Origin of the sequence: Minwuia sp., assembly GCF_048263705.1 — a bacterium.
Taxonomy (GTDB): Bacteria; Pseudomonadota; Alphaproteobacteria; order Minwuiales; family Minwuiaceae; genus Minwuia.
On the sequence record NZ_JBLXDV010000003.1, the window covers coordinates 124,607 to 138,381 of the forward strand.

The 13,775-nt window shown below is 63.3% G+C and carries 14 protein-coding genes; 3 read left to right on the forward strand and 11 right to left on the reverse strand.

What is annotated here, in order from left to right; translation table 11 throughout:
* Positions 1-17: 17 nt before the first annotated feature.
* Genes ACN0X7_RS05435 through ACN0X7_RS05445 form a run of 3 tightly spaced genes read right to left on the reverse strand, consistent with a single transcriptional unit; the run spans position 18 to position 2,605 of the window.
* Positions 18-1,088 (reverse strand): AbrB family transcriptional regulator, encoded by a 1,071-nt coding sequence (locus tag ACN0X7_RS05435; protein ID WP_417514918.1) that lies wholly within the window; start codon positions 1,086-1,088, stop codon positions 18-20.
* Positions 1,085-2,041: a succinylglutamate desuccinylase/aspartoacylase domain-containing protein gene (locus tag ACN0X7_RS05440; protein WP_417514920.1), complete on the reverse strand. Its 957-nt coding sequence runs from the start codon at positions 2,039-2,041 to the stop codon at positions 1,085-1,087. The genes ACN0X7_RS05435 and ACN0X7_RS05440 overlap by 4 nt, the downstream gene beginning before the upstream one ends.
* Positions 2,042-2,074: 33 nt before the next feature.
* Positions 2,075-2,605: a class I SAM-dependent methyltransferase gene (locus ACN0X7_RS05445; protein WP_417514922.1), complete on the reverse strand. Its 531-nt coding sequence runs from the start codon at positions 2,603-2,605 to the stop codon at positions 2,075-2,077.
* 89 nt (positions 2,606-2,694) lie between these two features.
* Between ACN0X7_RS05445 and ACN0X7_RS05450 the strand changes: the two genes are divergently transcribed.
* Positions 2,695-3,111, forward strand: coding sequence for a DUF1178 family protein (locus ACN0X7_RS05450; protein ID WP_417514924.1), 417 nt, complete (start codon positions 2,695-2,697; stop codon positions 3,109-3,111).
* Positions 3,112-3,206: 95 nt separating this feature from the next.
* Positions 3,207-5,060, forward strand: a complete 1,854-nt coding sequence (locus ACN0X7_RS05455) for an SLC13 family permease (protein ID WP_417514927.1) — start codon at positions 3,207-3,209, stop codon at positions 5,058-5,060.
* Positions 5,061-5,068: 8 nt separating this feature from the next.
* On the opposite strand, the gene ACN0X7_RS05460 is transcribed toward ACN0X7_RS05455, so the two are convergent.
* The 4 genes from ACN0X7_RS05460 to rmuC all read right to left on the reverse strand — a co-directional run bounded on the left by ACN0X7_RS05460 (position 5,069) and on the right by rmuC (position 9,821).
* On the reverse strand, positions 5,069-5,752 hold the full coding sequence (locus tag ACN0X7_RS05460) for an ABC transporter ATP-binding protein (protein WP_417514929.1): 684 nt from the start codon (positions 5,750-5,752) through the stop codon (positions 5,069-5,071).
* Positions 5,745-6,989 (reverse strand): lipoprotein-releasing ABC transporter permease subunit, encoded by a 1,245-nt coding sequence (locus ACN0X7_RS05465; protein WP_417514931.1) that lies wholly within the window; start codon positions 6,987-6,989, stop codon positions 5,745-5,747. The genes ACN0X7_RS05460 and ACN0X7_RS05465 overlap by 8 nt, the downstream gene beginning before the upstream one ends.
* A gap of 8 nt (positions 6,990-6,997) precedes the next feature.
* Positions 6,998-8,314: a proline--tRNA ligase gene (proS, locus tag ACN0X7_RS05470; protein ID WP_417514933.1), complete on the reverse strand. Its 1,317-nt coding sequence runs from the start codon at positions 8,312-8,314 to the stop codon at positions 6,998-7,000.
* Positions 8,315-8,423: 109 nt separating this feature from the next.
* Complete coding sequence (rmuC, locus tag ACN0X7_RS05475) at positions 8,424-9,821, reverse strand: DNA recombination protein RmuC (RefSeq protein WP_417514935.1); 1,398 nt, start codon at positions 9,819-9,821, stop codon at positions 8,424-8,426.
* A 37-nt stretch (positions 9,822-9,858) separates the two neighbouring features.
* On the opposite strand from rmuC, the gene ACN0X7_RS05480 reads away from it, so the two are divergent.
* Positions 9,859-10,071 (forward strand): hypothetical protein, encoded by a 213-nt coding sequence (locus tag ACN0X7_RS05480; protein ID WP_417514937.1) that lies wholly within the window; start codon positions 9,859-9,861, stop codon positions 10,069-10,071.
* A 40-nt stretch (positions 10,072-10,111) separates the two neighbouring features.
* Here ACN0X7_RS05480 and ACN0X7_RS05485 read toward each other — a convergent pair whose 3' ends face one another.
* The 4 genes from ACN0X7_RS05485 to ACN0X7_RS05500 form a co-directional block, all read right to left on the reverse strand.
* Positions 10,112-10,501 (reverse strand): hypothetical protein, encoded by a 390-nt coding sequence (locus ACN0X7_RS05485; protein WP_417514939.1) that lies wholly within the window; start codon positions 10,499-10,501, stop codon positions 10,112-10,114.
* 67 nt (positions 10,502-10,568) lie between these two features.
* Entirely contained in the window at positions 10,569-11,102 is a 534-nt protein-coding gene (gene ppa, locus ACN0X7_RS05490; RefSeq protein WP_417514941.1) for an inorganic diphosphatase, read from the reverse strand.
* Positions 11,103-11,156: 54 nt separating this feature from the next.
* A complete protein-coding gene (gene acs / locus ACN0X7_RS05495; RefSeq protein WP_417514943.1) occupies positions 11,157-13,097 on the reverse strand; it encodes an acetate--CoA ligase in 1,941 nt (646 codons plus the stop codon).
* 24 nt (positions 13,098-13,121) lie between these two features.
* Positions 13,122-13,775, reverse strand: coding sequence for a hypothetical protein (locus tag ACN0X7_RS05500; RefSeq protein ID WP_417514945.1), 654 nt, complete (start codon positions 13,773-13,775; stop codon positions 13,122-13,124).

A 13,775-nucleotide genomic window follows, 5' to 3' on the forward strand; every position in this document is an offset into this window, starting at 1 on the left:
AGAATCAACTGAAATGCTTAAGAATCCGTTGTCCCGCGCAGGCGGCGGCCGACGCGGAACAGGGTCGGTCCCAGCACGATGATGATCATGATCCGGAACATGTGCATCGAACTGACAAACGCCGTATCGATACCCAGCGCCAGCGCGATCAGGGACATCTCGGCCAGACCGCCGGGGGCCAGCACCAGAATCATCGCCGACGGCTCGACCCCGATCATCCCGGCGAACACCGCCATGAACGCCACCGCCAGCGCGAGCAGAAGCGCGGTCGTGCACACCGCCAGTCTGGCCACATCGCCGATCAGACGCAGGCTGGTGCCCGCGAACCGGCACCCCACCGCTGCACCCAGCACCAGTTGAGCCGCGGCGACAGGTGCGGCGGGCGGCTGGACATATGTCAGCGCGGTCAGGTGCGCGATCGCCGACAGGATCATCGGGCCGACGAGCGAAGCCGCCGGTATCCGGCACAGTTTCGCCAGCGGCCAGCCGACAACGGCGCAACCGACCAGGATCGCCCAGTCGAGCCACTCGGCAGGCGGTCCGGGCCGCGGCGGCATGATCGAAGGCACATCCGCTCCCACGACCAGACGGAACCAGAACGGGATGACCAGGATGATCATCAGCACGCGGATGGTGTGGATCAGCGATACCTTCCGCATATCGCCGCCCATTTCCTCGCTGGCCAGCGCCATCTCGCTCAGGCCGCCCGGTGCCGAGGAGAAATAGGCCGTGACGTGATCGAACCCGCCGACCCTGCGCAGGAAGACGTACCCGATCGCGCTGCCTGTGAAGATGAACAGGATCAGCACCAGAAGCGCCATGGCCCACTGCCCCGCCTGACCGATCACTTCGGGACTGAAGGCGCTGCCCAGAAACACGCCCAGTATGCTGACCATAACCGCCCGGAACGTACGGTTCATGAACGGTTTCAGCCCCGCCAACGCGGCAATGGTGACGAAAATCATCGATCCCATCATCCAGGCCAGCGGCATGCTCATCCAGAAGAACAGCGCACCACCCACCGCGCCGATACCCAACGAGACGAGGTGACCGCGCCAGTCCGCCCTATGCAGCGCAAGTCGCCTCAATCGACGTAGCGTCCCAGACGGACAGCGGTCTGACCTGTCGTCAGCCGGCGCGACGGCATGATCATCACGCAATTGTCGTAGGGCGTGCGGACGGGCTGGTCACCGTCCATGCCGATCAGCGTTCCGGCCTCGGCGTAGATATCGAGACTCTGCGGCTGGCCTTCGAAACGGAAGTTCCCGTGCCGGACGGTGATGCGGTCCGTGACCTCGATCGTCCTTGGTCGGGGCCTGTCCGGCATCGGGGACAGCGCGAGCGCCTGCTCCCATGTAACGGTGCCGGTCGCTACCAGAAAGCGGGCGAGGATTTCTTTCGCGTTGATTGCCGCCTGCGGGTCCAGGTGCTGTCCGCACTCGGCCAGCAGGGCAATGCTTTGCTCCGCGGCCGCGCCGAACGCGCCATAGTCGCGCATTCGAAGTCCCGCCGCATGGCCGGGGTCGGCAACCACGATACCGGGAAATCCGATCTGCACGGCCAGTTCGCGTGACCGTTTCAGCGTGCCGGACAGCATCAAAGGTTCACTGTCGGACTGCATCGAATGCAGGTCCAGCAGGATATCCGCCTTCTCCAGAAGCGGACGCAGTTCACGCGCCCGCGCCAGTTCGACCGAGTGCCGCGGGCCATCCAGCACCTGCGGATCCCACACCCGGTTGAAGTCCTCGTCAATGAAACGCGCGCGCACCGGATAGACGGGATCGAAGCTGTCATAGGCCTCGATGTTGCAGAAGCAGCAGGTGATCGCACCTGCTGTCGGCCGGATCGCCGCATCGAAGAAGGCACGCAGCGCATGGGCGCCGCAAAGCTCGTTGCCGTGCACCAGTGCTGTGACCAGAATCTCGGGACCGGGATTGCCGCTTTCGAAGCGATGCGCATACGCAATGCCCGTGTTCCCGTCTGCCAGATCTGACAGGTCTACGGGTCGAAGCAGGGCTGCATCGGGAAGGGACGTCATCATTGATCCGGTCTGGTGTCGGTGGTCGGATTTCTATCACCCTGCTGACGTATGGTCCACGTCAGGGCGTCGCGCGGCAATGCTTTGACGAACTGCCGGTGTCGGCCTGTGTACCAGACCGTGGCTGTACGCCAGAACCTCCAGTTCGGGCAGGACCCGTTGCAGAAGCTCGTTCCGGCGCAGCAGGAAGTCGGGGTTCCTTGGCCGGCCGAAAGCCTCGTTCCCGGTCGCAAAGGTGGTCCAGATCAGGCAGCCACCAGGTGCGAGGCAATCCAGAACCGTCGGGAAAAGCGCCCGCCAAAGATAATTACAGACGATGATCCCGTCGAATCGCTCACCCGGCAACGGCCAGGCCCTGTCTTCCAGATCCGCCTCCAGGATCGTCACATCGTCGTCGTTGCGGAACTGCTGCAATCCGGACACATCGCGATCCACGGCAACCACCTTCAAACCCAGGGTTCGGCAAAGCGCCACATGCCGTCCTTCTCCGGCGGCGATATCGAGGACCCGGCCACCGTCAGGCACGAGATCGATGTGGCGCTTGATCCAGATGTCGGGTGCGTTCATCTGCGGCTTCTCCTTGCGAACGGACGGTCGCTCAACGATATATGTCAGATGGACAGCGCGGATACCAACATGCGGGCACCGGAAAACCCATGATCAGCTTCGATCTGAAATGCGGACAGGAACATGTCTTCGAAGGCTGGTTTTCGTCGAATCAGGACTTTCTGGACCAGAACGAGCGCGGACTGGTGACCTGTCCGATGTGCAATGACGACAAGATCATCAAGGCCCCCATGGCACCCAATGTGGCGTCGAAGGGGGATGCGTCTTCCGCGCCGGAAATATCGCCCGCCCAGATGATGGTCATGCTGAAACAGATGCGCCAGCATGTGGAGAAGAACGCCGAGTACGTCGGTCCGGCCTTCGCCGAGGAAGCCCGCAAGATCCACTATGGCGAAACCGAAGTTCGCGACATCTACGGCGAAAGCACGCCGGATGAAACCGAGGCACTGCGGGACGAAGGCATTGAATTCGCCCAGATCCCCTGGGTTCGCGACGCGGAACACTGAAGGCAATCTGCCGCTGATGCGGGCGCTTGTGCAGAATCGGCACCCACCGCATAGTCGCCGCTGAAAAAACAGAAGTTCCGGGGAGTGGCGCGCGTATGGTTGTCGTCGAACCGACCTTGCACATGTGGCTCGTCTTCGCGGTCGTCGGTATCGCCGTCGTCGCCTATGTCAGCGAGAAGCTGTCGATCGAGTTGGTGTCGCTGCTGGTCGTGGCATCGCTGGCGACGATCTTCCACGTCTTCCCCTACACCCCGATCGAGGGCGTGCCGGAAATCACCTTGCGCAGCCTGCTGGCCGGGCTTGCCGACCCGGCGCTGATCACCGTGCTCTCGCTGATGGTCATCGGCCAGGGCATGATCCGCACCGGCGCGCTGGACGCCCCGATCCGCCAGATGGCGAAACTCAGGCGGTTTCACCCGTTTCTCGCCGTCTTCGCGGGGCTGGTCGTGGTCGGCGTCACCAGTGGCATCCTGAACAACACACCTGTTGTCGTGATCTTCATCCCCATCATGGTCGCGCTGGCCGCACGGCTGCGGCGCAGCGCCAGCAGCCTGATGATCCCGCTCAGCTACGCGGCGATTCTGGGCGGCATGACCACGCTGATCGGGTCGTCGACCAACCTGCTGGTCTCCGCATCGGCCGTGAACGCCGGTGCCGCGCCTCTCGGTTTCTTCGACTTCACGATCACGGGGTCGATCCTGGCCGCCGTCGGTCTGGTCTACGTCATCTTCATCGCGCCCAGGCTGCTGCCCGACCGCGCCTCATACGCCCAAAGCCTGACCGAAGGCGCGGTCGGCAAGCAGTTCATCGCCCAGATCGATGTGCGCGAAGGATCGCCGCTGATCGGTGAAACGGCACGTCTGGGCCTGTTCTCCAGTCTGCCCGGGATCACCGTGCGTCTGATCCAGCGGGGCGAGCGTTCCTTCCTGCCGCCGTTCGAGGATGTGGCCCTGGAACCCGGCGATGAACTGATCGTCGCCGCAACCCGCGCCTCGATCACCGAAGCGATAAGCCGCCTGCCCGCCCTGATCCAGGCCCTGCACACCAGCGACGATCTGCCTGAACCCAGCGAAACCGAGCATTCGATGGATCGCGATTTCATCCTGGCGGAAGTGGTCATCGCACCGGCCAGCCGGATGATCGGCCGCAATCTGGCCCAGATCGTCTTTCACAGCCGCACGCGCTGCACCGTGATCGGCATCCAGCGCCGCAGCCGGATGATCCGGCAGGGCGTACAGGACATCCGCCTTGAAGCGGGCGACGTGCTGCTGCTGCTGGGACACCGGCGCGACGTGCGCCGCCTGCGCGGGCAGCGTGATGTGATCCTGATGGAATGGTCGGCCCACGATCTGCCCGCCGTCGAACTCGCCTGGCGGTCCGTGCTGATTTTCGCCGTAACCGTCACGCTCAGCGCGACGGGCATGTTGCCGATTGTCGTCTCGTCGCTGCTTGGCGCGGGCGCGATGCTGGTGTTCGGATGCCTCAACATCAATCAGGCCGTCCGGTCGCTGGATCGCCGCGTCGCGATGCTGATCTGGGCTGCGCTCGCCATGGGGACCGCCCTGCACGGCACCGGTGGAGCATCCTACATCGCCGCCAGCATGATGGGGGTGATGCAGGGCGCGCCGACCATCGTCATCCTGTCGGTGTTCTTCCTGATGGTCGCGACCTTCACCAACGTGCTGTCGAACAATGCAACCGCCGTGCTGTTCACCCCGATCGGCATGGGACTGGCGCAATCTCTGAACGTGCCGACCGAGGTCTTCATTCTGGCCACGCTGTTCGGGGCCAACTGTTCCTTCGCCACGCCGATGGGATACCAGACGAACCTGCTGGTGATGGGACCCGGCCATTACAAGTTCATCGACTATCTGAAGGCCGGTGTGCCGCTGATCCTGCTGGTCTGGATCACCTACACCATCATCGCGATGGTACGCTACGACCTGTGAGCGCCGGCTCAGGCGCCGGGAACCAGCAGCCCGTCCTTCAGTTCCACGGTACGGTCCATGCGTGCGGCGAGCGCCAGATTGTGGGTCGCCACCAGCACGCCGATGCCTTCCGCCCGGACCAGATCGACCAGATAGTTGAACACATGGTCCGCCGTCTGGGGGTCGAGATTGCCCGTCGGTTCGTCGGCCAGCAGCACGGCGGGCAGATTGGCCACGCCGCGCGCGATGGCAACGCGCTGCTGCTCGCCGCCGGACAGGCGCGCCGGCCGGTGGTCTCCGCGCTCCGACAGCCCCATCGTCTTCAGCAGTTCGCCCGCCCGAACCCGCGCGTCGCGGCGCGACTTGCCGGAGATCATCTGCGGCAGAACGATATTCTCCTCAGCGGAGAATTCGGGCAGCAGGTGATGATACTGATAGACAAAGCCCAGCCTGTCGCGCCGCACGGCGGTGCGGGCATCGTCGTTCATGGCACCGCAGCTTTCGCCCGCGATCCGGACATCCCCGGCGTCGGGCTGTTCCAGCAGGCCTGCGATCTGCAGCAGGGTCGACTTGCCCGCACCCGACGGTCCGACAAGCGCAACGATCTCGCCCGCCGGCACGACCAGTTCGGCCCCCCGCAGCACTTTCAGTTCGCGTTCCCCCTGACGGAACGTGCGGTGCACATCCACCAGTTCCAGGGCGACCTCACTCATAGCGCAGTGCCTCGACCGGATCGAGCCGCGCCGCCCGCCAGGCCGGATAGAGTGTCGCCAGCAGCGAGAGGAACAGCGCCATGATCAGCACCATGACCACCTCGCCAGTCTCCATGCGGGCCGGTATCTGCGACAGGAAGCGAATTTCGGCCGACCAGAGCTCGGTGCCGGTCAGGCTTTCCAGAAACCGCCGGATGGCATCGATGTTCAGGCAGAAGACGACCCCCAGCGCGAAACCGATCAACGTGCCGACGACCCCGATGCTGGCACCCGCAATGAAGAAGATCCGCTGGATCGCACCGCGCGTCGCGCCCATGGTCCGCAGGATCGCGATGTCCCGCCCCTTGTCCTTCACCAGCATGATCAGGCTGGAGATGATGTTGAACGCCGCGACCAGAATGATCAGCGTCAGGATCAGGAACATCACGTTACGTTCCACCTGTAACGCGGTGAAGAAGGATGCGTTCGCCCGCTGCCAGTCAAAGACCTGATACTTGCCCTCGGTCAGACCGTAGACTTCCAGCGCCAGTGCTTCGGCGCGGTCGGCATCCTCGACCACGATCTCCAGTCCCGTGACCCCGTCTCCCGTTCGGAAATAGCCCTGGGCCAGTTGGAGCGGCATGTAGATGTAACTGGAATCATATTCGAACATGCCGATCTCGAAGGTCGCACCGATCCTGTAGGTCGCGATGCGCGGCACGAAGCCCATCACCGTCGTCGCACCCTTCGGACTGATCAGGGTCAGCTTGTCCCCCACCCCCAGCCGGAAACGCTGCGCCATGCGTTCACCGATCAGAATCGTGCCCGGCTGTTCCAGGTTCGCAAGATCCCCGTTCACGATCTTGCCGGCCAGCGCGCGATGGTTGCGGATGTCAGCGATCGAGAGCCCGCGCACCACGGCGCCGCGCGCTTCCTCTCCCGCCGAAGCCATCACCTGGCCCTCAATCAGGGGCGAGGCGTTGATCACTCCGTCAATCCCCATGATACGCTTGGCGAGTGCGTCCTGGCCCTGAATCGGGTCTTCGTAGGCCATGACCGAAATGTGGCCGTTCAGACCCAGGATGCGGTCGAGCAATTCGGTCCTGAACCCGTTCATCACCGCCATGACGATGATCAGCGTCGCCACGCCCAGCGCAATCCCGACCAGCGAAAACCAGGCAATCACGGAAATGAAACCTTCCGCCCGGCGGGCGCGAAGATAGCGGATGGCGATCATCCATTCGAACGGGGAAAACATGCGCTGTGCTACTCGAACCCTACGATCTTGTTGACGGCTGCCTCGGTCGACAGCTCTTCCTTCTCGCCCGTCCGGCGACGCTTGACCTCGATGATGCCGTTCTTGACACCGCGCGGACCGATCACGGCCTGCCAGGGCAGACCGATCAGGTCCATCTTGGCGAATTTCGCGCCCGCGCGCTCATCGGTGTCGTCGATCAGCACGTCCAGACCCGCGCCGGAAAGCTGCGCTTCCAGCGCCTCGCAGGCTGCGTCGCAGTCCGGGTCGCCCGGTTTCAGATTGATGATCCCCGCATTGAAGGGCGCGACCGACTTCGGCCAGATGATGCCGTCATCGTCGTGGCTCGCCTCGATGATGCCACCGACAAGGCGCGACACGCCGATACCATAGCTGCCCATCTGCAATGTCACTTCCTGCCCGTCGGGTCCCGCCACCTTCGCGCCCATGGGTCTGGAATACTTGTCGCCGAAGTGGAAGATGTGCCCGACCTCGATTCCGCGCCGCGTGACCAGATCGGCTTCCGGAACGGGGCATTCGGACGGTACATGCTTGTCATCGGCGGCGGCATAGACGCTCGTCCACTGATCGACGATGGGCTGCAGGTCGTCCGAATAGTCGATCTCGCCCGGCGTCGGCATATCCAGCAGATCCTTGTGACAGAACACCTCGGATTCGCCCGTATCGGCCAGCACGACGAATTCGTGACTGAGGTCGCCGCCGATCGGGCCTGTATCCGCACGCAACGGAATCGCCTTCACGCCCAGACGCTCGAACGTCTTCAGGTAGGCTACGAACATCTTGTTATAAGCTCTTTTGGAACTTTCATAATCCAGATCGAACGAATAGGCGTCCTTCATCAGGAATTCGCGCCCGCGCATGATGCCAAAACGGGGACGGACTTCGTCGCGGAACTTCCACTGGATGTGATAGAGCATGCGCGGCACATCGCGGTACGACCGCGCCGACGCCCGAAAGATCTCGGTGATCTGCTCCTCGTTCGTGGGGCCGTAGAGCATGTCGCGGTCATGCCGGTCGGTGATGCGCAGCATTTCCTTGCCGTAATCGTCATAGCGTCCCGACTCCCGCCACAGGTCTGCCGGCTGGATCGTCGGCATCAGCACTTCCTGCGCCCCGGCTGCATCCTGTTCCTCGCGCACGATCTGCTCGATCTTCTTCAGCACCCTGAAGCCGAGAGGCAGCCAGGAGTAGATGCCCGCGCTGGACTGACGGATCATCCCGGCCCGCAGCATGTAGCGATGCGACGCGATCTGCGCCTCGGATGGCGTTTCCTTCAGGGTCGGCAGGAAAAATTCGGAAAGCCGCATCGGGGCACCGCTCCATGGATTGTCGGGTCAACGTACCCGCTTTGTAGGCAAGGGTCGTGGGCTGCGCAATAGATGTGGAGCCAAGCGCCCCGGCGCGCCGGAGCGCGGCTCAGTCGTCCGCCGTTTCGATCATCGGAACGCCCGCGTCCTCGACCAGATCCGTGGGCAGGGCCTTCTTTGTCTTTGCCCCGAGCAGGCGCAGCGACTCCGCCTGGCTGACCAGATTGCCGCGTCCCGTCGACAGCTTGTTCATCGCCTTGTCGTGCGCCTGGGCGGCATCGTCGATCCCCTTGCGAACGCGCGCCATGTCACCGACAAATCCCTCGAACTTGTCGTAGAGCAGACCGGCCCGGCTGGCGATTTCCTCGGCGTTCTTCTGCTGGCGATCCACCTGCCACAGATGCGAGACCGACCGCAGGATCGTAATCAGCGTGGTCGGCGCGGCAAGGGTGATGTTCTGGTGCAGGGCCGTCGCGGTCAGATCGGGTTCCGCTTCCAGCGCGGCGGCAAACGCCCCCTCGATGGGCACGAACATGATGACGTAGTCGGGTGTCAGGCCGGAAAGGCGCGTGTAATCCTTGCCCGACAGCTGCCGGATGTGGGTCTTCATGGCGGTCACGTGATCGCGCAGGCACGCCATGCGCTCCGCTTCCGAATCGGCATTCGCGTATTTCTCGTAGGCGACCAGGGAAACCTTGGAGTCGATCACCAGCCGCCGGTCTCCGGGCAGATTGACGATCGCGTCGGGCCTCAGACGGCTGCCGTCGTCCAGCGTCTCGCTCTCCTGGGTCGTGAATTCCTCGCCCTGCCGCAGGCCCGAGATCTCCAGAATACGCGTCAGCACCATCTCGCCCCACGCACCACGGACCTGGGAATCGCCTTTCAGCGCGCGCGTCAGGTTGACGGTCTCTTCCGTCATCCGGGTCGAATGCTCGCTGAGATGCCGGATCTGTTCGGCAAGGCGCGCGCGGCCCTCGGCCGCCTGCTTCTGGGCATCGGTCATGCCGATCTGGAACTCGACGATCTTCTGCCGCAACGGGTTCAGCAGACCGTCCAGCTGCTCCCGGTTCTGCTGCTTGAAGGTCTGGCTGTGCTTCGACATGACCTCCTCGGCCAGCAGCCGGAACTCCTTGGTCATGGCCTCGCGCGCGTTGGTCAGTTCCTGAATGCGCTGCGTCGCCGCCTCGGCTTCCCGTTCGCGTCGTTCGACCAGCGTTGCCATCTCGCGCTCGCGCACCGCCAGGGCATCGCGTGCCTCGTCCAGCCGCGCCGCCAGTGCATCGGACCTCTGCCCCTGCGCAGCAAGGTCCGCTTCCAGCCGCCGGACGGCCTCGTCCAGACTGGCCGACCGGTTCTCCGCGTTGCGGCGCGCCTCTTCCGCCTGCGACAGCGCCTGCCGATGCCCGCCCGTCCGGCGCATCGCCAGGTACACGGCAACCGCAACGACACAGCCCGCGATCAGGCCGGTGACGGCAAACTGCCAGATCTGTTCAGAAAATACGTCCAAGCGATTCGCTCCCTGCGCTGCGCGGGAGCATACAACATTGGCGAACGGACTGGGAACGTGCTATCGGAACATCATGAGCGAAGACGGCTACATGATCGCGCGGGTGATCTTCCTGCTGTGCCTGCTGGTACTGATCGCGCCCGCATTCATCAGCATGCGCGTGAATCTGAAGACCACGCTGCGGTACGCCGCGCTCTGGATCGGTATCGTCGCGGGGGCCGTCCTGATCTACCCGCTCTGGAAGGGGTAGAATGTTCGCTCCGGTCGCGTGCCGTTCTGGAAGACCGGCGTCAGGCTGACTGCGTCTTGGCGGAGTCTGCGGTCCGGCGCTCCTGCTGGAACCTGACCTCGACCTCGCGTGCAGCCCGGAAAGCGGGCTTCAGCCGCTCGGCCAGTGTCACCCGCCCCTGCTCCAGCGCCTGTTCGACGGCAGCCGCGATCTTGTCGGTCAGGCGGCGCATGTAGGGTTCTTTCTGCGCCAGCTTGCGGATACAGCGGCGCACCCGCAGCCTGGAAATGATCTCGGGCACATTGCCCTCGTCCAGCACGTCGATCATCAGGGTGGTCGCGATGTTTTCCGCTTCGGGGCCGTAGCGCCGGACCATGTCCTCGGCTTCCCAGCGTTCGGCATCCGAGAAATCGTCGAGATCCGACGGTTTCACTTCCACGACATCTTCCATGATTCATCCCTTCTCACGCCTTCGGGCAGAGTTGAGCATCAGGAAGTGAAAATGTCGTAAACTTAAGTCAATTCGCCTCGATCTCGGCCTGAATCGCCTTTTCGATGATCCGGCTGGCCTCTTCCGCTTCGGCCCAGCGGTGCACCTTCACCCACTTGGTCGGCTCCAGATCCTTGTAATGCTCGAAGAAGTGCGAAATCTGGTCCAGTAGGATCTTCGGCAACGTGCGATAGGACGAAACGCCCGAGTAATAGGGATGCAGATCGTCGACCGGCACGGTCAGCAGCTTCTCGTCCATGCCGGCTTCATCTTCCAGTATCAGCACGCCCACCGGCCTTGCCCTGACCACCGCGCCGGGAATCACCGGCGTCTGTCCGGCCACCAGCACGTCCAGCGGGTCGCCGTCGTCCGCCAGCGTGTGCGGAATGAAGCCGTAATTGCAGGGATAGAACATGGCCGTGTGCAGGAACCGGTCGACGAACAGGGCCCCTGACGCCTTGTCGACCTCGTATTTGACGGGCAGACCGCCGATCGGGATCTCGATGATGACGTTCACATCCCAGGGCGGGTTCTTGCCCACCGAAATCTTGTCGAGGTTCACCGGCCCTGCTCCCTTCGGAAACGGAAGGGGCTGCCGCAGCAGCCCCGAAGATCGTCACCTGTTCTGACGGTTTTCGATCAGATCATCAACCACTGCCGGGTCGGCAAGGGTCGATGTGTCCCCCAGACTGCCGAAATCATCCTCGGCGATCTTGCGCAGAATGCGGCGCATGATCTTGCCCGACCGGGTCTTCGGCAGGCCCGGTGCCCACTGGATCAGGTCCGGAGATGCGATGGGCCCGATCTCCTTGCGGACCCAGGTCACCAGTTCCTTCTTCAGCTCATCGGAGGGTTCCTCTCCGGCCATAAGCGTGACATAGGCATAGATGCCCTGCCCCTTGATGTCGTGCGGATAGCCGACAACGGCCGCTTCGGACACCTTGTCGTGGGCGACCAGGGCGCTCTCGACCTCGGCCGTGCCCATGCGGTGTCCGGAGACATTGATCACGTCATCGACGCGGCCCGTGATCCAGAAATACCCATCCGCATCCCGCCGCGCGCCGTCGCCGGTGAAATACCGGCCCGGATAGGTCGAGAAATAGGTCTGGATGAAGCGTTCGTGGTCGCCATAGACCGTGCGCATCTGCCCCGGCCAGCTTTCGGTGATGCACAGGTTGCCGCTGGTCGCGCCGTCCAGTTCCTTGCCCTGTTCGTCGACCAGGATCGGCTTGATGCCGAAGAACGGACGCGTCGCCGATCCGGGTTTCAGCGCCGTCGCGCCCGGCAGCGGCGTGATCAGGATGCCGCCGGTCTCGGTCTGCCACCACGTATCGACGATCGGACAGCGGCTTTCACCAACCACCTTGTAGTACCAGTTCCAGGCTTCGGGATTGATCGGTTCGCCCACCGAACCCAGAATGCGCAGGGATTTCCGGCTGGTCGATTTCACCGGCGCGTCGCCTGCCCCCATCAGCGCACGGATCGCCGTCGGCGCGGTGTAGAAGATGCTGACATCGTGCTTGTCGCACACCTGCCAGAAACGCGAGTTGTCGGGGTAGTTCGGCACGCCCTCGAACATCAGGGTCGTCGCGCCGTTGGCCAGCGGCCCATAGACGATATAGCTGTGGCCGGTGACCCAGCCGACGTCGGCGGTGCACCAGTAGATCTCACCATCCTGATAGTCGAAGACATACTTGTGGGTCATCGAGGCATAGACGATGTAGCCGCCCGAGGTATGCAGCACACCCTTCGGCTTTCCGGTCGACCCCGACGTGTAGAGAATGAAAAGCGGATCCTCGGCGCTCATCTCCTCGGGCGGGCATTCCGCCGACGCTTCGGCCATCAGATCGTGGTACCAGTGATCGCGACCGTCCTTCATGTCGATGTCGCCGCCCGTGCGCTTCACCACGATGCAGGTCGTGCAGTCCGGACATTCCGCCAGCGCTTCATCGGTGTTGGCCTTCAGCGGAATCTTGCGCCCGCCCCGGATACCTTCATCGGCCGTGATGATGCAGTTCGAGGCGCAGTCCTGAATCCGCCCGGCCAGCGCATCCGGCGAAAAACCGCCGAAGACGATGGAATGCACCGCACCGATGCGCGCGCAGGCCAGCATCGCCACCGCAGCCTCGGGCACCATCGGCATGTAGATCGTGACGCGGTCGCCCTTCGCGATACCCCGGTCTTTCAGGGCATTCGAGAACTTGCAGACCTCCTCGTGAAGTTCCCGATAGGTGATCTTCCTGTCATCGGCAGGGTCATCGCCTTCCCAGATGATCGCAACCTGATCGCCACGGGTCTCGAGGTGGCGGTCCAGGCAGTTCGCGGACACGTTCAGCGTGCCGTCGGCATACCATTTGATGTGCAGGTCGGACTGGTCATAGGAGACGTCCTTCACCTGCGAGAACGGCTTGATCCAGTCGATCTTCCGCCCCTGCTCGGCCCAGAAGCCTTCCGGGTCGGAAATCGACTTCTCGTACATGGCCAGATAGCCGTCGTTGTCGATCAGGGCATTTGCGGCGATCTCCGCCGGAACCTGATAGATGTCTTCGTCGCTCATGTGTGCCTCCCCGTAATGGCGCGGTCAGTTGCCGGTGCCCGCGCGTTCCCGCCGCAGAAAATCGATCGCCGCCTGCCGCGAGCGAAACATGCCGTCATCGCCGGACTGACCCCCGGATTGTTCGCGCAGTTCGTTCCGGCTGTCCACCGGCACGGCATACCGCACCGTGCCCAGAGAGTAAGCCAGATTGGTCTTCTTGCCACGATGCGAGAAAGCGACCCAGGCCGCCGGGTCGATGGTGCAGTTCCTGAAGTTCACCATCAGATACCACTGCCGGCCCGTCGCGTGCAGGATGTCGTCGATCACGTCATGAAAGGCGTCGATGGCGTCCGCCCCCTCGAAACTGAGATCGCTGAAGTCGAGTTCCGCGATCCGGTCGGCTTCAAGGAAGGAGACACGGGCCGCCAGCGCCCCGCGGTCAGGTCCCGCAGAAACGCGGTCGGAAGGTGTCGCGCCGGCCGCCCGCTTGACGAAATCCGGATTGTTCTCGATCAGGCGGTCGATGCTCTCTCCCAGGCGATCGCAGTCATCCAGCGCAAGTTCCAGAAACCGGCGCCGCACGGTATCGGGCAGATCGTCCGAGTCGTGCAGCATCTCCAGCACCCCGCGGATCATCGTGAGCGGCGAAACGAAATCGTCTTCAACATCGTCACCCGCTCTGTCGCGGCGGCTGGCCAT

Excerpts from the sequence above, each read along its gene's own strand:
- ACN0X7_RS05440 (WP_417514920.1), bottom strand. The coding sequence starts at position 2,041 with ATGATGACGTCCCTTCCCGATGCAGCCCTGCTTCGACCCGTAGACCTG.
- ACN0X7_RS05445 (WP_417514922.1), bottom strand. The coding sequence starts at position 2,605 with ATGAACGCACCCGACATCTGGATCAAGCGCCACATCGATCTCGTGCCT.
- ACN0X7_RS05460 (WP_417514929.1), bottom strand. The coding sequence starts at position 5,752 with ATGAGTGAGGTCGCCCTGGAACTGGTGGATGTGCACCGCACGTTCCGT.
- proS (WP_417514933.1), bottom strand. The coding sequence starts at position 8,314 with ATGCGGCTTTCCGAATTTTTCCTGCCGACCCTGAAGGAAACGCCATCC.
- ACN0X7_RS05485 (WP_417514939.1), bottom strand. The coding sequence starts at position 10,501 with ATGGAAGATGTCGTGGAAGTGAAACCGTCGGATCTCGACGATTTCTCG.
- ACN0X7_RS05500 (WP_417514945.1), bottom strand. The coding sequence starts at position 13,775 with ATGGCCAGCCGCCGCGACAGAGCGGGTGACGATGTTGAAGACGATTTC.
- ACN0X7_RS05455 (WP_417514927.1), top strand. The coding sequence starts at position 3,207 with ATGGTTGTCGTCGAACCGACCTTGCACATGTGGCTCGTCTTCGCGGTC.
- acs (WP_417514943.1), bottom strand. The coding sequence starts at position 13,097 with ATGAGCGACGAAGACATCTATCAGGTTCCGGCGGAGATCGCCGCAAAT.
- ACN0X7_RS05465 (WP_417514931.1), bottom strand. The coding sequence starts at position 6,989 with ATGTTTTCCCCGTTCGAATGGATGATCGCCATCCGCTATCTTCGCGCC.
- ACN0X7_RS05450 (WP_417514924.1), top strand. The coding sequence starts at position 2,695 with ATGATCAGCTTCGATCTGAAATGCGGACAGGAACATGTCTTCGAAGGC.